The organism is Nonomuraea monospora (assembly GCF_039531895.1).
In the GTDB taxonomy this organism is placed as follows: domain Bacteria; phylum Actinomycetota; class Actinomycetes; order Streptosporangiales; family Streptosporangiaceae; genus Nonomuraea; species Nonomuraea monospora.
This window is the reverse complement of record NZ_BAAAQX010000001.1, coordinates 302837-324769: the sequence shown is the minus strand read 5'-3', so window position 1 is coordinate 324769 and position 21933 is coordinate 302837. Positions and strand designations below refer to the sequence as shown.

At 72.7% G+C, this 21933-nt stretch carries 18 protein-coding genes; 8 read left to right on the top strand and 10 right to left on the bottom strand.

The genetic code is table 11. The features are described from left to right. Positions 1-37 precede the first annotated feature (37 nt). Entirely contained in the window at positions 38-2332 is a 2295-nt protein-coding gene (locus ABD331_RS01500) for a PQQ-dependent sugar dehydrogenase (protein WP_344470309.1), read from the top strand. A 73-nt stretch (positions 2333-2405) separates the two neighbouring features. Here the strand turns inward: ABD331_RS01500 and ABD331_RS01495 are convergent, their stop codons facing one another. The 10 genes from ABD331_RS01495 to ABD331_RS01450 form a co-directional block, all read right to left on the bottom strand. Then, positions 2406-2822 (bottom strand): hypothetical protein, encoded by a 417-nt coding sequence (locus ABD331_RS01495; protein WP_344470308.1) that lies wholly within the window; start codon positions 2820-2822, stop codon positions 2406-2408. Positions 2823-2862: 40 nt separating this feature from the next. Continuing rightward, a complete protein-coding gene (locus tag ABD331_RS01490; protein ID WP_344470307.1) occupies positions 2863-3291 on the bottom strand; it encodes a hypothetical protein in 429 nt (142 codons plus the stop codon). Between the two features lie 32 nt (positions 3292-3323). After that, positions 3324-4367, bottom strand: a complete 1044-nt coding sequence (locus tag ABD331_RS01485; RefSeq protein WP_344470306.1) for a leucine-rich repeat domain-containing protein — start codon at positions 4365-4367, stop codon at positions 3324-3326. An 8-nt stretch (positions 4368-4375) separates the two neighbouring features. Continuing rightward, positions 4376-6727, bottom strand: a complete 2352-nt coding sequence (gene cutA, locus ABD331_RS01480; RefSeq protein WP_344470305.1) for an aerobic carbon-monoxide dehydrogenase large subunit — start codon at positions 6725-6727, stop codon at positions 4376-4378. Further along, on the bottom strand, positions 6724-7203 hold the full coding sequence (locus ABD331_RS01475; RefSeq protein ID WP_344470304.1) for a (2Fe-2S)-binding protein: 480 nt from the start codon (positions 7201-7203) through the stop codon (positions 6724-6726). The genes cutA and ABD331_RS01475 overlap by 4 nt, the downstream gene beginning before the upstream one ends. Further along, positions 7193-8020 (bottom strand): FAD binding domain-containing protein, encoded by an 828-nt coding sequence (locus ABD331_RS01470; RefSeq protein ID WP_344470303.1) that lies wholly within the window; start codon positions 8018-8020, stop codon positions 7193-7195. Before ABD331_RS01470 ends, ABD331_RS01475 begins: the two co-directional genes overlap by 11 nt. Then, complete coding sequence (locus ABD331_RS01465) at positions 8017-9429, bottom strand: uracil-xanthine permease family protein (RefSeq protein ID WP_344470302.1); 1413 nt, start codon at positions 9427-9429, stop codon at positions 8017-8019. Before ABD331_RS01465 ends, ABD331_RS01470 begins: the two co-directional genes overlap by 4 nt. Before the next feature lie 150 nt (positions 9430-9579). After that, a complete protein-coding gene (locus tag ABD331_RS01460) occupies positions 9580-10887 on the bottom strand; it encodes a uracil-xanthine permease family protein (protein WP_344470301.1) in 1308 nt (435 codons plus the stop codon). 95 nt (positions 10888-10982) lie between these two features. Beyond that, positions 10983-11195 carry an RNA-binding S4 domain-containing protein gene (locus ABD331_RS01455; protein WP_344470300.1) on the bottom strand — a complete coding sequence of 71 codons (213 nt, stop codon included), beginning with the start codon at positions 11193-11195 and terminating at the stop codon, positions 10983-10985. An 11-nt stretch (positions 11196-11206) separates the two neighbouring features. Continuing rightward, entirely contained in the window at positions 11207-12817 is a 1611-nt protein-coding gene (locus ABD331_RS01450) for a PucR family transcriptional regulator ligand-binding domain-containing protein (protein ID WP_344470299.1), read from the bottom strand. A 130-nt stretch (positions 12818-12947) separates the two neighbouring features. Between ABD331_RS01450 and ABD331_RS01445 the strand changes: the two genes are divergently transcribed. The 7 genes from ABD331_RS01445 to ABD331_RS01415 all read left to right on the top strand — a co-directional run bounded on the left by ABD331_RS01445 (position 12948) and on the right by ABD331_RS01415 (position 21895). Further along, entirely contained in the window at positions 12948-13796 is an 849-nt protein-coding gene (locus ABD331_RS01445; protein WP_344470298.1) for an oxamate carbamoyltransferase subunit AllH family protein, read from the top strand. Continuing rightward, the gene (locus tag ABD331_RS01440) at positions 13793-15280 is read left to right on the top strand and encodes an AllF/FdrA family protein (protein WP_344470297.1); all 1488 of its coding nucleotides are present in this window, start codon (positions 13793-13795) and stop codon (positions 15278-15280) included. Before ABD331_RS01445 ends, ABD331_RS01440 begins: the two co-directional genes overlap by 4 nt. A gap of 136 nt (positions 15281-15416) precedes the next feature. Beyond that, positions 15417-16796, top strand: coding sequence for a YlbE family protein (locus ABD331_RS01435; protein WP_344470296.1), 1380 nt, complete (start codon positions 15417-15419; stop codon positions 16794-16796). Between the two features lie 154 nt (positions 16797-16950). Then, the gene (locus ABD331_RS01430) at positions 16951-19125 is read left to right on the top strand and encodes a serine/threonine-protein kinase (protein ID WP_344470295.1); all 2175 of its coding nucleotides are present in this window, start codon (positions 16951-16953) and stop codon (positions 19123-19125) included. 43 nt (positions 19126-19168) lie between these two features. Then, positions 19169-19741 (top strand): TetR/AcrR family transcriptional regulator, encoded by a 573-nt coding sequence (locus ABD331_RS01425; protein ID WP_344470294.1) that lies wholly within the window; start codon positions 19169-19171, stop codon positions 19739-19741. A 49-nt stretch (positions 19742-19790) separates the two neighbouring features. Then, positions 19791-20990 carry a Cmx/CmrA family chloramphenicol efflux MFS transporter gene (locus tag ABD331_RS01420; protein ID WP_344470293.1) on the top strand — a complete coding sequence of 400 codons (1200 nt, stop codon included), beginning with the start codon at positions 19791-19793 and terminating at the stop codon, positions 20988-20990. Then, positions 20987-21895: an MOSC domain-containing protein gene (locus ABD331_RS01415; protein ID WP_344470292.1), complete on the top strand. Its 909-nt coding sequence runs from the start codon at positions 20987-20989 to the stop codon at positions 21893-21895. The genes ABD331_RS01420 and ABD331_RS01415 overlap by 4 nt, the downstream gene beginning before the upstream one ends. Positions 21896-21933 lie beyond the last annotated feature (38 nt).

The following is a 21933-nucleotide window of genomic DNA, read 5'->3' as shown; positions in this document are numbered from 1 at the left end:
CGCTTTCGCCCTCCGGGGCGCCCGCGGGAGGACCCCGATGCCGACCTTTCGCACCGTCGCCGCCGTCCTCCTGATCACCGCGCTGTGCACGCCGGTCACCCCTGCCCTCGCGGAGCCGGTGCCCGTCGCGGACCCCATCCCCGAGAAGCCGATCCCGTCGCCGCTCACCCTCACCCTGGAGGAGTTCGCCGCCTTCCCGAAGAGCGAGCCGATCCCGCCGCCGAGCAACGACCCGCGCCTGGTGCGCCAGGCCAGGATCAACTACCTGGGCGAGATCCCCGACGGCTCCCGCCGCCTGTACGTCAACGACCTCAACGGCAGGCTCTACCTGCTCGGCGGGGACCGGCAGCCGAAGAAGTACCTGGACGTGGCCGCCGCGTTCGCGCCCGACTTCGTCTCCGGGCGCGGCCTGGGCAGCGGGTTCGGCTTCGCCGCCTTCCACCCGGGTTTCGGCGGGAACGGCCGGTTCTACACCGTCCACACCGAGTGGGGCGCCGCGCTCACCACGAAGACCCCCGACCTGCCGCCCCAGCCCGGCACCAGGTTCCACGGCGTGATCACCGAGTGGACGGCCGCCGACCCGCGCGCGAGCGTGTTCTCCGGCACCCGCAGGGAGGTGCTCAGGCTCGGCTTCTCCGGCCAGATCCACGGCATCCAGCAGATCTCCTTCAAGCCCTCCGCCCGCCCCGGCGACGCTGACTACGGCATGCTCTACATCGCGGCGGGCGACGGCGGCAGGGGCGCCTCCAGCGACGACCCGCAGAACCTGGCCATCCCCCAGGGCAAGCTCCTCAGGATCGACCCGGCGGGCACGGACGGCCGCAAGTACGACATCCCGCCCGCGAACCCCTTCGCCGGCCAGGAAGGCAGACTGGGCGAGATCTACGCGTACGGCATGCGCGACCCCCACCGCTTCGCCTGGGACGGCGACCGCCTGCTGCTCGGCCACATCGGCGAGCACGCCATCGAGGCCGTCTACGACGTCGGCCCCGGCGACAACCTCGGCTGGAGCGAACGCGAAGGCTCCTTCGTGTTCAACCGGGCCGACCGCTGCAACCTCTACACGCTGCCGGACGACGACGCCAGCCTCGGCTACACCTACCCGGTGGCCGCCTACGACCACGACCCGCCGCCCGGCCACCCCTGCACCGCCGACAGCGGCCACGCCATCGTCGGCGGCTTCGTCTACCGGGGCGACCGGCTGCCGCTACTGTCCGGCACGTACGTGTTCGGCGACATCGTGGACGGCCAGATCTTCACCGCCACCGCCGCCCACCTGCGCGAGGGCCTCAGCCGCGCCGCCATCTACCGCCCCCGCCTGGTGGACGCGGCCGGCAACGCCGTGACGATGGCGGGCCTGGCCGGCGACACCCGCGTGGACCTGCGCTTCGGCATGGACAGGGCGGGCGAGCTGTACGTGCTGTCCAAGGCGAACGGCAAGATCTGGAAGGTCACCAGGGCCGCCTACGCCCCGGCGGGGGTGCTGCCGTCGCTGCGCCGCGACCTGGTCGCCGCCTACGACTTCGAGCACCCGCTGCCCGGCGACCCGGCCCGCGAGCAGGACCAGGGCCTGTCCGGCACGGACCTCGCGCTCGTCAACGGCGGAGCGGCGATGCGCGTCGAGGACGCCGCGTACCGGGGCGGCGGCCACGCCCTCCAGACCCGCCAGGTGGAGCCCGCGACGGCGGGCAACGACGACTGGAAGGCCGGCGTGTACGCCGAACAGGGCGTGCCCACGCTGCGCTCGCTCAACGCGGTCGCCGGAACCACCGTCATGGGCTGGTTCAAGCTGATGACCGACGGCCCGGCGCTCAACTCCACCACCCCCGACCCGGCCGACCGCTACAACGCGATCGGCCTGGCGGGCGTCCTCAGCGGCAACTCCCAGGGGCACGACGTGCGGGCGCTGCTGGAGCTGATCACGGTGAACGGCGAGCTGCGGGTGGTGGCGCTGGCCAGGAGGGTGGACGGGTCCGCCTCGCAGACGTTCGCCGCCGACCTGCCGTGGCAGCGCATCCTGCCCCGTGACCGGTGGGTGTTCCTGGCGGCCACCTTCGACTTCGACACGGGCGCGATGCGCCTGTACCGCGACGGGCGTGCCCTGAACGGCTCGTACACGGTCACCGGCGACCCCTGGGGCCTGGCGGGCGCCCCGGAGCCCGACCTCACCTCACCCACCGACCCCCGGGGCATCAAGCTCGGCGGCAGCTACCCGCAGAACACCAGGGAGCAGAACCCCTGCGACTGCCGCATGGACGGGCTGCTCTTCCTGGACCGGGTCGCCACCCCAGGCGAGATCAGGGCCCAGTACGAACTGCTGCGCCACCGCTGACCGCCGTCGTGCCCGGGCCCCGCCCCGGGCACACCGGCCCCTCAAGGGACCTCGCCGAAGTACGGCGGGAGTGTCAGCCGACGACCTTCATCTTCTTCGTCCGATGGTCGGTGAGGTGCAGGTCCCCGCCGAGCCGCTCCTTGAGCAGATCCAGCACCTTCCTGCTGGACAGCACGGTCCACAGCGGTCCCACCAGGTGCGGGTTGTACTCGGGAGCGGCGTCCATCCAGGCGTCCTTGCCTGCCTGGCTCTGGAACGTCGTGACGAAGAACTCGCCGTCCGGGGTCTTGCAGTAGCCCGTACGGAGTTCGGCGGCGTTCACCTGCATGCGTGGCGAGCAGCCCACCTTCGCGGAGAGCTGCTCGACCGTGAGGGGGGCGGCGCCGGCCTGCCCGGCTGCCGCGAGGTAGCCGCCGCCGCTCCCTGAGGAGCAGCCGGCGACCAGCCCGGCGAGCAGCGCGAGAGCGGCCAGACGTGGAATCGTCGTCATGTGCGGAGGTACGCAGTCCCCGCGCCGGGAGTTCAGACACCTACGAGTTCGGTTGGGGTGTCATCGAGACCCGGTGATCGGTCAGGTGCAGGTCCCCGTTGAGCGGCCCGCGCAGCGCCTCCAGCACCTTCAGCGGCCCCAGCACGGTCCACTTGGGCCCGACGAGGTGCGGGTTGTACTCGGGTGCCCGGTCCATCCACTCGTTCTTGAGCTGCTCGGTCTTGAAGGTGTTGACGAAGAACTCGCCGTCCTGCGTCTTGCAGTACGCCGTCCTGATCTCGTCGGCGTCGACCTGCATCTTCGGCTTGCAGCCGACCTTCTTGGAGATCTGCTCGACCGACATGGGGGAGGCGGTGGGGGGCTGGGAGTTGCCTGCTGCGACGTAGTCGCTCCAGCCGCCTCCTGAGGAGCAGCCGGCGACCAGTCCGGCCAGCAGCGCAATTGTGGCCAGACGTGGAAATGTCGTCATGTGCGAGGGTACGCAGGGCCACCGGGCCCGGTTCACCGCAGAATGACGCAGCCCCGGGCCTCCAGGCGGCGCAGCACCTCGGGCTCGCCGTCGAGCTTGTTCCACCGCAGGTCGAGCTTGTCCAGATCGGGCAGGTCGGCGGGCAGCTCCCGCAGCCGGTTGTTGCGCAGGTCGAGCTGCTTGAGCCCGGCGGGCAACCTCGCGGGCAGCGCACGCAGCAGGTTGTTGCGCAGGTCGAGCTGCCGCAGCCCGCCGGGCAGCGTCTCCGGCAGCTCCCGCAGCCGGTTCCCCTGGAGGTGCAGCTCGCGCAGCCGCGACAGGCGCCCCAGCGAGCCGGGCAGCCGCTCCAGCCGGTTGTTGTACAGCCGCAGCTCGACCAGTGCGGCCATCGAGCCGATCGCGTCGGGCAGCCGCTCCAGGCGGTTGTCGGTCAGGTTGAGGTAGGCCAGCCGGTCCAGACGCCCGATCGACTCCGGCACCTCGGTGAACGCGTTGTCGCTCAGGTAGAGGTAGTCCGTGAGCGGCAGGTCGCCCAGCTCGGGCGGGATCGTGGTGAGCCGGTTGTGGCCGAGGTCGAGCATGCGCAGCCGGGTCAGCCCGCCGATGGCGGCGGGGATCGCGGTGAGGGCGTTCTCGGCCAGGTTGAGTGATTCGAGGCCGGTCAGCTTCCACAACGACTCCGGTACGCCGCTGAGGCCGTTCCCTCCGGCGGCCAGGTGGCGCAGGGCCGGGGGCAGCGGGTCGGGCAGGGCCGCGACGCGGTTGCCGTACAGGAAGAGGGTCTCCAGGGCGGCGGGGAGGGCGGGCAGGCGGGTCAGCTCGTTGCCGTCGAGGTGCAGTGCGCGCAGCGTGGTGAGGCCGGACAGGGCGGGCAGCTCGCGCAGGCGGTTGCCGTCGAGCCGCAGCTCCTCCAGCGCGGCCAGCCCGGCCACCCGCTCGGGCACCTCGGTGATCGCGTTCCAGGCCAGGTCGACGATCCGGGCGTCGGCGGGCACGTCGGGAAAGCCGGTCAGGCCACGGTCGGGGGCGACCAAGCCGCGATCGGACGCGGCAGGGCCGGAGTCGGGGGCGCGCATGCCGCCGATCATCCCATGCGCAGCTCGAACAGCTCCGACGGCGAGATCGGCATGCGGTCGATCTCGATCCCCTCGGCGTCCTCCACCGCCGACGCGACGACCGCCGAGACAGGGATCACCCCCGCCTCCCCCGCCCCCTTGATCCCCAGCGGGTTGAGCGGCGACGGCGTCTCCAGGTGCCCGGTCTCGATGTGCGGGATCTCGGTGGCGTACGGCATCAGGAAGTCCATGAAGGAGGCGTTCACGAGCTGCCCGTGCTGGTCGTAGACCATCCGCTCGTACAGGGCCCCGCCGATGCCCTGCGCCACCCCGCCGTGGATCTGCCCCTCCACGATCATGGGGTTGATCAGCCGCCCGCAGTCGTGCACGACGGCGTACCGCAGGATCCTGATTTCGGCGGTGTCGGGGTCGGTCTCGACGATCGCGGCGTGCATCCCGGCCGCGAACGTGGACCTGATCGGCGAGTAGTAGTCGCGCCCCTCCAGCCCCGGCTCCTCCCCTTCCGCGACGGGCGGCCGGTCGGGCGCGGCGGGGGCGGCGAACTGGGTGGCCTTGGCGGTCTCCTCGTCGAAGGCGTAGCGCAGCGGGTTGGCCAGCACGGCCACCGTGGACAGCGGGATGGAGGCGGACGGCGCGCCGGCCACGTGCACGATGCCCTCGGCGATGTCGAGGTCGCCGGGGTCGGCCTCCAGCGCGTCGGCGGCGATGCGCAGCGCCTTCTCGCGCACCTTCCTGCACGCCAGCGCGATGGCGTTGCCGCTGACGACGGCCGCTCTGGAGGCGAAGGTGCCGACGGCGTAGCCGAACCTGCGGGTGTCGCCGGTGACGACGCTGACCCGTTCGATGGGCACGCCCAGCTCGGTCGCGGCGATCTGGGCGAACGCCGTCTCGTGCCCCTGCCCCTGCGAGGTGAGGCCGGTGGAGACGTGCACCCGCCCGTCGGAGGTGATCTGGACGTGCCCGCCCTCGTACGGCCCCACGCCGGTGCCCTCGACGTAGCACCCGATCCCGATCCCGAGCCCCGGCCTGCGCTCGAAGGTGTCCCAGCCGATCAACTCCTTGATCATCCGCAGCATCTCGGGGTAGTTCCCGCTGTCGTAGATCAGTGGCCGCCCGTCCTGGAAGGTCATGCCCTGGTCGTACGGGAACTCCTCGGGCCGGATGAAGTTGGCCTCCCGCACCCGCGTCCGGTCCTTGCCCAGGTAGCGGGCGATCTTGTCCATGGTGCGCTCCATGCAGAACACGCCCTGCGGCCTCCCGGCGCCGCGGTAGGGCGTGACCTGCACGGTGTTGGTGTAGACGGCGGTGAACTCGACCCGGTACGAGCCCGGCTTGTACGGCCCGAGCAACTGCGTGGAGGTGACGATCGGCACGATGATCCCGTACGGGGTGTAGGCGCCGTGGTCGTGCAGGATCGTCACGTCCAGCCCGAGCACCCGCCCGTCGTCGTCGAACCCGACGCGCACGTACTGCACCTGTCCCCGCTCGTGCGCGGAGGAGATGAAGTGCTCCCTGCGGTCCTCGGTCCACTTGATCTCCCGCCCGAGCGTCATGGCCGCCCACGGGACGAGCACCTCCTCGGGCCACGGGTGCACGATCTTCACGCCGAAGCCGCCGCCCACGTCGGGGGCGATCACCTCGACGTGCGGCAGCGGCAGGCCGAGCGCGGCGGCCACGGCCATGCGCACGCTGGTGGAGGTCTGGGTGCTGGAGTAGACGCGCAGGTCGCGGCCGTCCCAGCGGGCGTACACGCCGCGGCCCTCCAGCGGCATGCTGGCGCTGCGCTCGATGTCGAGCCGGAAGGCGAGCGTGTGCGGCGCGGTCTCGATGGCCTCCCTGGCGCCGCGCCCGTCTGCCGCCGCGACCTCCTGGACGAGGTGCGCGCCGACGTTGCCCGGCACGTCCTCGTGCACGAGCTGCGCCCCCTGGACGGCCTCCTCGATGCCGACGACGGGCTTGAGCGGCTCGTAGTCGACCTCGATGAGCGCGCAGGCGTCCTCGGCGGCGTACCTGTCGGCGGCCACCACCATGACGACCGGCTCGCCGACGTGCCTGACCACGTCCCTGGCCAGCGGGTAGGCGGTGCGCCCGTGGGTGAGCGCGGGGTGCGGGATGAGCAGCGGCAGCGCCCGGCCGACCCGCTCGGGCAGGTCCTCCCAGGTGTAGACGGCGACGAGCCCCTCCACGTCGAGCGCGGCCGTCACATCCACGTCGCGGACGCGGGCGTGCGCGTGCGGCGAGCGCACGAACGCCGCCGCCAGCGCCTCGCGGCCGAGGTCGTCGAGGTAGCGGCCCTGCCCGGTGAGCAGCCTGGGGTCCTCGCGCCGCTGGACGGACTCGCCGAACAACCTGGTCGTCATGCTTCCTCCGCCAGCAGCTCAGCGGCCCTGTGGACGGCCTTGACGATGTTCTGGTAGCCGGTGCAGCGGCACAGGTTGCCGGAGACGCCCTCGACCACCTCCTCGTCGGTGGGCGCGGGGTTCTCCTCCAGCAGCGCCGTCACCGTGCACAGGAAGCCGGGCGTGCAGAAGCCGCACTGCAGCCCGTGGCACTCGGCGAACGCGCGCTGCACGGCCGACAGCCTGCCGTCGCGCTCCGCCAGCCCCTCCACGGTGGTGATCTCGGCGCCGTCCACGGTGACGGCGAACGTCAGGCACGACCGTACGGGCCGGCCGTCGAGCAGCACCGTGCAGCAGCCGCAGACGCCGTGCTCGCAGCCCACGTGCGTGCCGGTCAGGCCCAGGTCGTGGCGCAGGCAGTCGGACAGCAGCCGCCGCCCGGGTACGCGGGCCCGCCTGGCGGTGCCGTTCACGACGAGGGTGATCTCATGCTCCACGGGCCGCCGCCCCTTCCCGCGCCGCGTGGCGCAGCGCCCGCTCGGCCAGCACGCCCACCAGGTGCCTGCGGTAGGCGGCGGTGGCGTGGATGTCGCCCTCCGGCTCGGTCGCGTCGCGCACGAGGGCCGCAGCCGCGCCCCAGTCGTCGTTCCCGCCCAGATCGAGTACGACGGGCCGCGCGCCGACCCCGATGCAGGCCACTCTGGCGCTGCCGGGGGTGACCACGGCGCACACCCCGGCCAGCGCGTAGTCGCCGTGCCTGCGCGCGATCTCCTCGAACGCGACCCCGGCCCCTTCCTCCAGCGCCGGGAAGAACGCCGACACGGCCAGCTCGCCCGGCCCGACCGCCGACTCCATGGGCCCGACGAAGAACTCCTCCGCCGGGACCTCCCGCACGCTGACGCCGCCGTCCCAGCGGGCCACCCGCACGCTCCCGCCCAGCACCGCCAGCACGGCGGGCAGCTCGGCGGCCGGGTCGGCGTGCACGAGGCTGCCCACCACGGTGCCCCGGTTGCGGATCACCGGGTGGGCGACCAGCTTGAGCGCCCGGGTGAGCAGCGGGTGCACCCCGGCCCGTTCCACGTCCGCGTGCCTGGCCAGCGCGTGCACCGTCACGCCCGCCTGGGTCGCCTCGACGCCGTCCAGCCCCGCCACCCGGTTGATGTCCACGACGTGCTCGGGCGCGGCCAGCCGCATGTTGAGCATCGGGATGAGGCTCTGCCCGCCGGCCAGCACCTTCCCGCCGACCCCGGCCAGCGTGCGCAGCGCCGCGGGCAGGTCGCGGGGCGCGTGGTAGGTGAACGGCGGCGGCTTCACCCGGCCTCGCTCCTGACGGGCTCGGGGTCGCGCCGGGCGATGGCTCGCAGCAGGTGGTATCCGCCCAGCACCACGATCGTGCCGAGCGCGATCCCCTCCAGGGTGAAATCGCCGCCGATGGCGTGCTTCACAGGTCCGATGGCCAGGATCATGCCCGCCCCGATCGGAACCATGTTCACCGGATCGGCGAAGTTCACCCGGTTCTCGATCCAGATCTTGGCGCCGAGGAGGCCGATCATGCCGTACAGGATGACGGTGACGCCGCCGAGCACGCCGCCGGGCGTGGCCGCGACGAGCGCGCCGAACTTCGGGCAGAGCCCGAACAGGATCGCGATGACGCCGGCGATGTAGTAGGCGGCGGTCGAGTAGACCTTGGTGGCCGCCATGACGCCGATGTTCTCGGCGTAGGTCGTGGTGGGCGAGCCGCCGACGGCGCTGGTGACCACGGTGGCGACGCCGTCGGCCACGACGGCGCGCCCCACGTACGGGTCCACGTCCGTCCCGGTCATCTCCTCGACGGCCTTGACGTGCCCGATGTTCTCCGCGATCAGCGCGATCACGGCGGGCAGCACCAGCAGCACCGCGGACGTCCTGAAGTCGGGCGCGTGGAAGCTCGGCAGCCCGAACCACGGCGCGTCGGCCACCGACTGGAAGCTCACCCGGTCGTGCGGGAAGGCCGTCGCCACGCAGTACGTGCCCTCGGCCGGGCACGGGTTGCCCGCCGCGTCCCGCAGGTTCGTGCTCGGCAGCACGGACGTGACCGGCCCGGCGAACTGGTCAAGCAGCCACGACAGCACGAACCCGGCCACCAGCCCGACCAGCACCCCGATCCGCCCGACGAACCCCTTGAACGCCACGATCACCACGAACGTGATCAGCATCGTGACGAGCGCCACCCAGTGGTCCTGCGGCCAGTAGACGTCCGCCACCACGAACGCCAGCCCGAACCCGATCAGCATCACCACCGCGCCGGTCACCACGGGCGGGAAGACCCGATGGATGACCTGCACGCCGAGGAAGTGGATCGCCAGCCCGGCCAGCGCCAGCACGAGCCCGGCGACCAGGATCGCGCCGGTCACGATCGCGTCCGCGCCGGCGGTGTCGCCGCCCGCCGCCGCCCTGATGGCGAACACGCCGCCGACGAAGGACGCGCTGGTGCCCAGATAGCTGGGCACCTTTCCCTTCACGATGAGCAGGAACAGGATCGTCGCGACGCCCGACATCATCACGGCCACGTTCGGGTCCAGCCCCATGACCAGCGGGAAGACGAACGTCGCCCCGAACATCGCGATCACGTGCTGCGCCCCGAACCCCACCATGCGGGGCCAGCTCAGCCTCTCGTCGGGCCTGACCACCTCGTCGGGGGCCAGGTGCTTGCCGTCACCGTGCTTTGTCCAACCCCAAGCCATGCGAGCCCCTTTTGTGCCGGGCGCCTGGACGTGCCGTTTGCGGGCACATTAGGCCCGCTGGCACGCTCCTACACGGGCATGATCTGCCAAATCTGACCGGCCGACCAGAGAGAACCTCGCGCACACGGCGGGGCCGCGGATGTGAGCGGGCTACCGGCGCACGGCGCGCAGCAGGTGGTAGCCGGCGAGCAGCACGATCGTGCCGAGCGCGATGCCGCTGAGCGCGAACGTGTCGGTGATCGGGAACGCGACGGGGCCGATGGCGCAGATGATCCCGGCGCCGGTCGGCACCAGGTTGCCCGGCTCCGACAGGTTCACCTTGTTCTCGATCCAGATCTTGGCGCCGAGCAGGCCGATCATGCCGTACAGGATGGTCGTCACCCCGCCCAGCACGCCGCCGGGGGTGGCCGCGATGAGCGCGCCGAACTTCGGGCAGAGCCCGAAGAGGATCGCGATGACCGCCGCGATGTAGTACGCGGCGGTCGAGTACACCTTGGTGGCCGCCATGACGCCGATGTTCTCGGCGTACGTGGTCGTCGCGGAGCCGCCCACGGACGTGGCCACCACGGTGCCGATGCCGTCGGCCATGACCGCCCGGCCCATGTAGCCGTCCACGTCGGCGCCCGTCATCTCGCCCACGGCCTTGACGTGCCCGACGTTCTCCGCGATCAGCGCGATCACCACGGGCAGCACCAGCACGATGGCCGACGCCTCGAACACGGGGCCGTGCAGCGACGGCAGCCCGATCCAGTCGGCCTGCGCGACCGCGTCCAGGCTGACCCGGAAGTGCTCGGTCACCTTCCCGCTGTCGTCGGGCGCCGTGATCGGCCCGCCCACCAGGTCCCACACCCAGGACAGCGCGAACCCGAACACGAGGCCGAGCAGCACCCCGATCCGGCCGAGGAAGCCCTTGAAGACCCCGATGAAGACGAACGTGGCCGCCATCGTCAGCAGCGCCACCCACGGGTCCTTCGGCCAGTAGACGTCCGCCGCCACGTACGCCATGCCGAACCCGATGAGCATCACCACCCCGCCGGTCACGATCGGCGGGAAGACCCGGTGGATCACCCCGACGCCCAGCTTGTGGATGGCGAACCCGCACACGGCCAGCACGACGCCGACGGCGAGCAGCGCCCCGGTGACGGTCGCGTCGCCGCCGCCGGCCGCCCTGATCGCGACCACGGCGCCCACGAACGACGCGCTCGACCCGACGTAGCTGGGGATCTTGCCCTTCACGATCAGCAGGAACAGGATCGTCGCGACGCCGGACATCATCACGGCGAGGTTCGCGTCCAGCCCCATGACCAGCGGGAAGACGAATGTCGCGCCGAACATCGCGATGACGTGCTGCGCCCCGATGCCCACCATCCTGGGCCAGCTCAGCCGCTCGTCCGGCTTGACCACCTCACCCGGCGTCAGGCGCTTACCATCGCCGTGCACCTTCCACCCCAGCGCCACGAACACACCTCGATCTCCCGCCTGAACTGCGGGTATGTCTCCTGTCTGATGCTGGAGAGCACAATAGAGGGTGCCCCGGGGTGCACGCGCACCGGCTAGGCGACGTGGATCTCGAACCCGTCGCCGCTGACCACCTGCCCCGCCCTGATCTTGGCCCGCTTGCGCAGCTCGACCTCGCCGTCCACCTGGACCAGGCCCTCGTCGATGAGCTGCTTGGCCATCCCCCCTGTCTCGGTGATGCCGCAGTACTTCAGCAGGTCGCACAGCGGGATGTAGTCGTCGCGCAGCTCGAATTCCAGAGATTCCACAAGGCAGCAGCCTAGATGCCCCGCATGCGCAGCACGTGCAGGGCCAGCGTCAGGTTCAGCCGCAGGTGCGGGTCGTCGGTGAAGTTGCCGAGCAGCCGCTCCAGCTTCCCGATGCGGTAGCGCAGCGTGTTGTAGTGGAAGTGCAACCGCCTGGCCGTCTCCGCCACGTTCAGGTTGGTCTCCAGCAGCGACTGCAGCGTGCGCCGCAGGTCGGCGTTCTCGGCGTCGTCGTCGGAGGCGAGCGGGCCGAGCGTCTCCCTGACGAACGCGTGCAGCTCCTCCGTGTCGTTGACCAGCGACAGCAGCCGGTAGACGCCGAGCTGGTCGAAGTGCGCCACCGCGCCCGGCCCGTGGAGCTGCCGCCCCACCCTGGCCGCCTTCAGCGCCTGCGAGTACGCCTCGGGCAGCGTCTCCGCGCCGGGGCTCGGCCGGGAGGTGCCGGTGGAGAACGTGGCGGGCGGCACGTCGGCGAAGGCCGAGGCGGCGTCCTTGGCCACGCGGGCGGCGTCGATGGCGGCGTCCACCACGGCCACCACCTCGTGCGAGAACCCGGCCACCGCGCCCTGCGGGTCGTGCCGCCTGATCGCCGCCGTCCAGCAGGAGACCAGGCGGTCCTGGGCGCTGCGCTCGTCGCCGTCCGGGTCCAGCTCGGCCACCAGGACAGTCACCGGCCGCGACAGGTCCCAGCCGAACGCCCGCGCGCGGGCGGTCACCCGCTCGGCCGTGCCCGCCCGGCCGGTGAGCACGTCGCGCAGGAAGTCGGCGCGGTACTTGCTCTCCACGGCGTTGACCGCCTCCTGCCGGGTCACCACGAGGGCGGCGACGGTGGCGGCGCGCTCCAGGATGCCCACGTCGCTGTCCCTGATCGCGGCGGCCGGGCTGTAGGCGACGATCCTGCCGTGGTGGTGGCCGCCGGCGAGCACGGGCACCGAGGCGAACGAGCGGGCGCGCGCCGCCGGCGTGCGGGCCTGCGAGGACGGCGGGCCCTCACGCCCGATCGACTCCCGCAGGACCGCCACGTGGTCGCCGGGCCCTGCCGTCGCCAGGACGCGGCCCGTGCCGTCCACGGCGGCCACCGCCACGTCGAGGAGCTGTGCCACCTCCGCGGTGACCTCGTCCAGGCCGCCGCCCGCCAGCACCACCTGCACCAGCGCCCGGTGCGCCTCCTCGGCGCGGGCCAGCACGGCGGCCTGGCGGTTGAGGATGTCGGTCAGCACCTGGTTGAGGATGTCGTCGAAGCCGACGTCGTTCGGCAGCAGGATGAGCGGGAAGCCGAGCCGGTCGGCCTGCTCCACCATCTCGCCCGGCAGCTCGTCGACGTAGCGGCCCAGCTTGATCGCCAGCGCCGCCAGCCCGCGCTCGTCGAGGTCGGCCACCAGCCGGCCGAGCGACTGCGGCGTGTTGCGCAGCGGGTAGCCGGTGGTGAGCAGCAGCTCGTGCGGCTTGACCCAGGCCAGGATGTCGGGCACTTCCATGACGTTGAGCCGCTGCACGATGCGGCCGAGCCCGCTCTCCCCGGCGATCAGCCTGGCCTCCGCGAGCGTGGACACGCCGAGCACCTCTCCCACGGACACGCCGTGGATGATCGTGCCGGTGCTGGCGAGACGGACGGGGGGCTCCATGGGGAGATTGTGAACCCAGAAGCCGTCTGTCAGGAAGAGCCAACCAACCCGCTGACTGTTGGCAAATTTACCCGTACGGAGGGTTCGGCGGCCGTTCTACGGTCAGGTCCAAGGTCGGTTGGGAGGTCCGGTGACCGTCAGTACATCCGCGCGGCGTACCCGCGTCCACGTCACGGGCGCGGCCAGCACCGCCGTCCGCCCCGTCCTGGAGTCCCAGCGCCGTCCCGCGCGGGTGCTCGCGGCCTTCCCCGCGGGCGTGTACCTGGAGGTCAGGACCGACCTGGAGCCTGCGGTGATCGCCGTCATCACCGGCGAGGCCACCCGGCTGCCCAACTCCGTGCTCCTGACCGGCCCGCTGCCGCACCTCACCGTCGGTGACGACGCCACGGTCGGCGACCGGGCGATCGAGCTGGGCCCCCTCAGCCTCGGCGTGCGCCGCTGGTGGGATCCCGCCCCGCCACTCGGCCGGCTCGACCCCGCCCGGCTGGACCACTGCCTGCCCCACGACCCGCCCGGCGCGGGGCTCGCGGGCAACGGCGCGGTGGACATGCTCGCCTCCGGCTGCGCCAAGGGGTGGCTGCTGGGGGCCGTGACGGCGGCCGAGCAACTCGTGGGCCTCGGGCCCGGGCTGACGCCGAGCGGCGACGACGTGCTGGCGGGGCTGCTGGTGACGCTGCGGCGGCTGGGCGCCGCCGCTTCCTGCGAGCGGGCGGTGTGGCTGGCCGACTGGCTGGCGGCGGCCGTGACGTTCGACGCGCGTACGCGTACGACGCCCATCTCGGCGACGCTGCTGCACTGCGCGGCCAGGGGCGAGGCCAGCCCTGAGGTGACCGGGGTGCTGCGCGGCGTGGCCGGGCGCCAGCCGCTCGAACCGGCCCTGCGCCGGCTGCACCGGCTCGGCCACACGTCGGGCGCCGACCTGGCCCAGGGCATCGCCATCGGCGTGACGGCGGTGCGCTCGCTGAGCGGAGCGCGATGACCGGCGGTGCCGAGCAGGGTGCGGCGACCGGCGGTGCCGAGCAAAGTGCGGCGACCGGCGTGCCGCAGGTGGTGCTGGTGCGGCGGGGCGCCTACCACGACTCCGTCACGCTGATGCGGGTCAGCCGGGCCCTGTCGGAGCTGCCCGGCGTGCAAGCCGCCATGGTGGCCATGGCGACGGACCTCAACGTCTCGATCCTGCGCGAGATGGGCTTCGACGTCCCCGCCTCCGACCCAGGCGACCTCCTCATCGCCGTCCGCGCCCACGACACCGACACCGCCGCCGGGCAGGCGGAACGGCTGCTCACCGAAGTGGACCGGCCGCGCGCCACCCCCGACGAGCAGCCCCCGCTGACCACCCGCTCGGCCGCCACCCGCGGCCCCGCCGACCTGGTCCTGGTCTCCACCCCCGGCGAGTACGCCTTCTTCGAGGCCCTGGACGCCATCGAGGCCGGGCTGCCTGTCATGATCTTCAGCGACGGCGTCACCCTGGCCCAGGAACGCCGGCTCAAGGAACTCGCCGAGGCCAGGGACGTGCTGGTGATGGGCCCCGACTGCGGCACCGCCGCGATCGGCGGCGCGGGCCTCGGCTTCGCCAACGTCCTGACCCCCGGCCCCGTCGGCGTGGTCGCCGCGTCGGGCACCGGCGCGCAGCAGGTGACGTGCCTGCTCGACCGGGCCGGCGTCGGCGTCAGCCACGTGCTGGGGGTGGGCGGCAGGGACCTGTCGGCCGAGGTGGGCGGCCTGTCGGCGCGGCGCGCGCTGCGCATGCTGGACGAGGACCCGGCGACGGAGCTGATCGTGTTCATCTCCAAGCCGCCCGCGCCCGAGGTGGCACAGGCGGTGCTGGGCCAGCCGCTCCGCAAACCGGTGGTGCCGGTCCTGCTGGGCCCACCCGCCGACGCGCGGACGGCCGCAGGCGGCTCCTCACAAGCGTCCGGCCACACTGCGGGCCCTTCACCGGCTCCCGGCCGGCTACCGGTCGGTGACCTGACGCAGGCCGCCGAGCAGGCGTTGCGTGCCCTGGGCAGGCCCGTCCCCGAGTGGCCGTCCTGGCTCGCCCCGCCGGGCACCCGTCCGGCGCCCAAGCGGATCAAGGGCCTGTACTCGGGCGGCACCCTGGGCGTGGAGGCGGCGCTGCTGGCCGGGCACGGCGACTTCGTGGACTACGGCGACGACGCCTTCACCAGGGGCCGGGCCCATCCGATGATCGACCCGACACTGCGGGTGGAGGCGCTGGCCCGCGCGGGGGAGCGGGACGTGGCGCTCATGGACGTGGTCCTGGGCCACGGCGCCGACCCCGACCCGGCCGCCTCGCTGGCGCCCGCGATCGCCGGCACGCCCGCCACGGTCGTCGTCGCCCTGATCGGCACCGAGGGCGACCCGCAGGACCTGCACCGGCAGGTGGCGGCCTTCCGCGAGGCGGGCGCGTCCGTCTTCACCTCGAACGCCCAGGCCGCCCGCCACGCCAGGAGCCTGCTGTGACGCACCCGCAGCCCAGCCGAACGCGCTGTAAGGCCCGCCCGCCTCACGCGGAGCCCAGCCCGGCGCGCCGCGACCCCCGCCCGCCTCACGCGGAGCCCAGCCCGGCGCGCCGTAAGCCCCGCCCGACGGAGTCATCGTGACGAGCCTGCTGAACTCCTCCCCACGCGTGATCACCGTAGGCGCGGGCCTGCTCGACGAGGCCCTGCGCGCCCAGGCCGTCCCCACGGAGCCGGTCGCCTGGCGCCCGCCCCTGCCCGGCACCGCGGAAGCCCTGGCCACGGTGCTGGCCGACCCCCGCCGCCAGGAGGCCAACGCCCTGGCCGTGAGCAGGCTGACCTCGGCCCGCCCGCACCTGGTGGGCGTCCGGCGCGCGTCCGAGCTGCTCGACGCGGACACGTTCCTGCACGCGGGCCCGCCCATCACCTGGGACCGCGCCTCGGGCCCGATGCGCGGCGCGCTGATCGGCGCGATGCTCCTGGAGGGCAGGGCCGCCGACGAGCACGAGGCCGCGGACAGGCTGGCGGCGGGCGCGGTCGCGTGGCGTCCCTGTCACGAGAACGCGGCGGTGGGCCCGATGGCGGGCGTGGTGAGCCCGTCGATGTGGCTGTTCGAGGTGCGCGACGACGAGCACGGCGGCACCGCGTACTGCTCGCTGAACGAGGGGCTGGGCAAGGTGCTCAGGTACGGCGCGTACGGCCCCGAGGTGCTGGAGCGGCTGCGCTGGATGGACCGGGTGCTGGGCCCCGCGCTGGCGGCGACGCTGGAGCGGACGGGCCCGATCGACCTGCGCTCGCTGATCGCGCAGGCCCTGCAGATGGGCGACGAGCTGCACAACCGCAACAGGGCCGCCACCTCGCTGCTGCTGCGCGAGCTGGCCCCCGCCGTGGTGGAGTCGGCGCCGGGTGTGGCGGCCGAGGTGCTGCGCTTCATCAACGGCAACGACCATTTCTTCCTGAATGTCGGGATGGCGGCGGGCAAGGCCGCCACGGACGCGGCGCGCGACGTGCCGGGCTCGTCGCTGGTGGTCGCGATGGCCAGGAACGGCACCGACTTCGGGGTCCAGGTGTCGGGGCTGGGCGGGCGCTGGTTCACGGGCCCCGCCGGGGTGCCGGACGGGCTCTACCTCGGCTCGTACGGCCCGCAGGACGCCAACCCGGACATCGGCGACTCGACGATCACGGAGACGTCGGGCCTGGGCGGCTTCGCGATGGCGGCGTCGCCGGCGATCGTGCGCTTCGTGGGCGGCGAGGTGTCGGACGCGGTGCGGGCCACCCGTTCCATGTACGAGATCACGCTGGCCGAGCACCCCGTCTACCAGATCCCGGGTCTCGGTTTCCGTGGCACGCCGGTCGGCGTCGACGTCACGCTGGTGGCCCGGACGGGTTTGCTCCCCGTGGTGAACACGGGCATCGCGGGCCGGGTCGCGGGGACGGGTCAGGTCGGCGCGGGCCTCGTGGAGCCGCCTGTCGAGGCGTTCACCAGCGCTTTGGCGGCTCTCGCGGCTGAGAGTAAGTGATCCATTTTAATGCAGACATATCCCTATGTCAGTAGCAAAGTAAGACTTTGTCGCCTTCCCTTGCAGATTCGTCGCCGATATCGTAACGATCCTCACAATCTGCAAGTAGCGTGAAGAACGCACGTGACGGATGAGGCGAGATGGGGGCGTAGACATGGCAGCCGACCGCTTGCTCAGCGGGCCCGGCTCAGAGGGAGGTGCCACGGGGGGCGCTCCGCAGAGCCAGGGACGCCTGATCGGCAGGCGCTACCGACTGATGTCGCCCGTCGGCAGGGGCGGCATGGGCATGGTGTGGCACGCCCACGACGTGCTGCTCGACAGGGACGTGGCCGTCAAGGAGCTGATCCTGCCCTACGGCCTCGACCACGCGGGCAAGCAGGTGGCCCACCGGCGCATGCTGCGCGAGGCCCGATCGGCCGCGAGGCTGACGCACCCGGGCATCGTGACCGTGCACGACGTGGTGGAGGAGGACGGCCGGCCCTGGATCGTGATGGAGCTGGTCCGGGCGTGGTCGCTGGAGCAGGCCGTCCGCCAGAGCGGGCCGCTCCCGGTGATCCAGGCGGCCGAGATCGGCATCCGGGTGCTCGACGCGCTCATGGTCGCGCACGCCGCCGGCATCCTGCACCGCGACATCAAGCCGGGCAACGTGCTGCTCACCCAGGACCGGGTGGTGCTCACCGACTTCGGCATCGCGGCCATCGAGGGCGACGTCACGATCACCCAGACGGGGCTGCTCATGGGCTCGCCGGCGTACATCCCGCCGGAGCGCCTGTCGGGCCAGCCGATCACGCAGGCGGCCGACCTGTGGTCGTTCGGCGCGACGCTGTACGCCGCCGTCGAGGGCAGGCCGCCCTACGAGGGGCCCGACCCGGTGGCGGTGCTCGGCGCGGTGGTCACCCAGGACCCGATCAGGCCGCAGCGGGCCGGCTCGCTGATGCCGGTGATCGAGGGCCTGCTGCGCAAGAACCCGGCCGAGCGGCTCACCGCCGTCCAGGTGATCGAGATGCTGGAGGCGGTGCTGCGCGCGCACGGCTCGCCCAGGCCGCGCGCCCCCGAGACGCTGCCCAGCCAGAGCGACCCGACCCCGGCCGGGCTGCTGCCGCCGCTGGACACGCCGTCGGGGCCGATGCCGTCGCGCATCGTGGAGACCCCGTCCGGTCCGGTACGGGTGCCGTACGACCCGCTCAACAGCCCGTCCGGCGGCCACGCGATGCCGTACGACGGGCTGACCAGCCCGTCGGGCAGCCACCGCACCGACCAGCTCCCGCCCCTGCCGCCCACACCCCAGCAGCAGCGCGGCCCCTACGACTCGCTCGCCAGCTCGTCAGGCGGTTATGACTCCCTGAGCCCGTATGACTCGCTGAGCAGCAGTTCAGGCCCGTACGACTCACTGAGCAGCAGCTCGGGTCCGTACGACTCGCTGGCCGCCCCGTCGGGCCCGCAGCCGCCGTTCGGCGCGCCCCCCGGCCAGCGGATGGGCCGCGGCCTCGACGACCTGGACGACCCGAGCGGCCCGCACCCCCAGCCGATCCTGCCGCTGACCACGGACAGCCGGACCTCGTCCGCCGCCACCCCGTGGCCGCTGGCCTCCCCCGACGACCTGCGCGAGCAGTCGCGGGACCTGTCGCACGACATCTCCCGCAGCCGCCTGGCCTCCCTGCCGGCCGGCGCGCCGCGCTCGGGCAAGAGCCGCCGCCGGGTGGAGGACGAGGACGGCGCCTGGATCCGCGACGGCCGCCCCACGGTGCTCATGATCGTCAGCTCCCTGGTGGCCGTGGTGGTCGTGGCGGGCGCCCTGTGGATCGTCCTGACGGGCGGCTCCTCGCCGGCCCCCGTCACCACCTCGGCCACCGTCTCGGAGAGCGCCACGACGGAGGACGTGACCGAGCCGTCGATCATCCCCGAGGGGTACAAGGAGCACACGGGCCCCGGGTTCTCGGCCGCCGTGCCGGAGGACTGGAAGCTCGCGACGTCCGGCGGCGTGGCCACGTTCAGCGGCCCGAAGGACTCGGGCATGCGGATCCTGGTCGAGCGCGGCGCGCCGCAGGCCGACGGCGGGCTGTCGGAGCTGGGCAGGCTGGAGGCGGACGGCGGCCTGGAGAGCTACATCCAGGTGCAGCTCCAGTCCGTCGACTACCGCGACTGGCAGGCCGCCGACTGGGAGTACACCTACACCACCGCGAACGGTGTCCCCATGCACGCGCTGACCAGGTACGTCTCCATGGACACCGCCGCGTTCAAGATCACGATCGACTTGCCCGAGCTGAAGTGGGACGACCAGGCCGACACCAGGAAGGTGTTCCTCAACACGTTCCGGCAGGCCACCTGACCGGTATTGCACTGACCGTTCCAAAACGTGTAGCGTGCCCGTCATGGCGCGACCGAGGAAGTTCGAGGAGGACCGGGCGGTCGAGGCGGCCATGCGCGCGTTCTGGGACGCGGGCTACGAGGCCACCTCGACCCAGGACCTGTGCGCCGCCACGGGGCTGGGTCGCAGCAGCATCTACAACACGTTCGCGAGCAAGCGCGACCTGTTCGAACGGGCGCTGCGGCACTACATGGACGAGCGCAACGCCCGGCTCGCCGAGCTGATGGACGGCGGGCTGCCGATCAAGGAGAAGATCAGGACCGTGCTGTGGTGGTCGGTCGAGCCCGACCCCGCCGACCCGGCCGGCTGCCTGGTGGTGAACTCCCTGGTCGAGCTGGGCCCGCGCGACCCGGAGATCGCGGACATACTGCGCCGCGACACCGAGACGCGGGTCCGGATCGTCAGGACCGCCATCGAGGCCGCCCGCACCCGCGGCGAGCTGAGCGCGGACCACGACCCGCTCGCGCTGGCCCACTTCCTGACCACCACGGTCAGCGGCCTGCGCGTGGCGGCCCGCGGTGGGGCCGACAGGGCCACGCTCGAGTCGATCGCGGACACCGCGCTGGCCCTCTACTGATTTTTTCGTGCCCACGTTTTGAACCGATCAATCTAAAAAGGAGGACGCCATGCCGTTGGCGGTCTACATACTGGGGCTGTCGATCTTCGCTCAGGGCACGTCCGAGCTGATGCTCGCCGGGCTGCTCCCCGAGATGGCGCGCGACCTGGGGGTGTCGGTGCCCGACGTGGGGCTGCTGATCTCGGCGTTCGCGATCGGCATGCTGGTGGGCGCGCCGGTGCTGGCCGTCGTCACGTTGCGGTGGCCGCGCCGTACGGTGCTGCTGGCGTTCCTGGGGCTCTTCGCCCTGACGCACGTCGCGGGCGCGCTGACGTCGAGCTACGGCGTGCTGTTCGCCACCCGCGTGGCCGGCGCGTTCGTCTACGCCGGATTCTGGGCCGTGGCGGCCACCACCGCGATCGGCCTGGTGCCCGCGAACGCCCGCGCCAAGGCGATGAGCGTGCTGGCCGGCGGGCTCACCGTGGCCACCGTCATCGGCCTGTCGGCGGGCACGGTGATCGGGCAGCACCTGGGCTGGCGGGCGGCGTTCTGGGCGGTGGCCGCGCTGTCGGCGCTGGCCGGGATCGGCGTGTTCGCCACCATCCCCGGCGGCCGGCCCGACGGGGCGAGCACGCCCCGCGTTTCCGACGAGCTGCGCGCGCTGGCCAGGCCCGCGCTCTGGCTCGCCTACGGCACCACCGCGCTGACCACCGGCGCGCTGCTGTCGTCCTTCAGCTACCTCAGCCCGCTGCTGACCGACGTCACCGGCCTGGACCCGGCCTGGGTGCCGGCCGTGCTCGGCCTGTACGGGGTGGGCGCCCTCATCGGCATCACCATCGGCGGCCGGATCGCCGACGCGCGGCCGTACCCGCTGCTGTTCGCCGGGGTCACCGGCCTCGTCGTGACCTCGGCGGCGCTGGCCGCGTCCGCCTCCGTGGCCCTGCTCGCCGTCCCGCTGATCTTCCTGCTCGGCGCGTTCGGCTTCGGCACCAACCCCGCGCTGAACGCCCGCCCCTTCGCCCTCGCCAAGGACGCACCCACGCTGGCCGCCGGCATGAACGTGGCCTCCTTCAACGTCGGCATCACCGCCGGCCCTTGGGTGGGCGGCCTGGCCATCGGCGCGGGGCTCGGCTACGCCTCCGTCGCCTGGATCGGCGCCGCGATCGGCGTGGCGGGCCTGGCCGCCGTGGCGCTCGGCGCGAGCCTGCACCGCAGGGGCGCGGTGGCCGGCGAACCGGCCGAAACCCGTGAGATACGGTCTGCCGTATGAAGCTGGCGAGCATCTCCTACTACCCCGTCAAGTCCACCTCGGGGCACGAGGTCGCCGCGGCCGAGGTGCAGCCGTGGGGGCTGGCCGGCGACCGCCGCTACCTCGTCGCCGACGAGCGCGGCGCGGTGCTCACCGCCCGCCAGGAGCCGCGCCTGCTGGCCTGCGTGCCCGTGCTCGACGGCGACACGCTCACCCTGACGGGCCCGCACGCGGCACCGCTCACGGTCACCCGCGCCGGCGTCCCCGCCGTCGCCCCTGCTGGCGCCCCTGCTGGCGCCCCTGTCGGAGTCCCTGCCGACGCCCCCGTGAGCGGCCCGGCCGCCGAGTTGTCCACCGTGCGGCTGCCGAGCACCGAGGTGCGGCTCACCGACTGCGGCGACGCCGCCGCCGGGTGGCTGAGCGCGCTGGTGGAGCGCCCCGTCCGGCTCATGTGGCTGGACGACCCCACCCGCCGCCCGGTCAACCCCCTCTACGGCCGCCCCGACGACCGCGTCAGCCTCGCCGACGCCTTCCCGCTGCTGCTCACCACGACCGCCTCGCTCGCCCGCCTCAACGACTGGATCGCCGAGACCGCGCGGGAGCTGGGCGAGGAGCCGCAGGCGCTCCCCATGCGCAGATTCCGGCCGAACGTGGTGATCGACGGCGTGGAGGAGCCGTTCGCCGAGGACGAGTGGAAGCGCGTGCGCATCGGCGAGGTGGAGTTCCGCGTGACCAAGGGGTGCGATCGCTGCGTGCTGACCACGGTCGACACCACGACCTATCGCAAAGGCAAGGAGCCGCTCAGGACGCTCGCCCGCCATCGCAAGCGTGACGGCAAGGTGTGGTTCGGCATCAATCTGATCCCCGACCTGATTCCGGGCACGTACGGTCGCATCGCTCAAGGGGATCCCGTCATCCTGCTCTGAAAATCCCTATTTCCCGAAAAATCATTTCACCGTCCCCT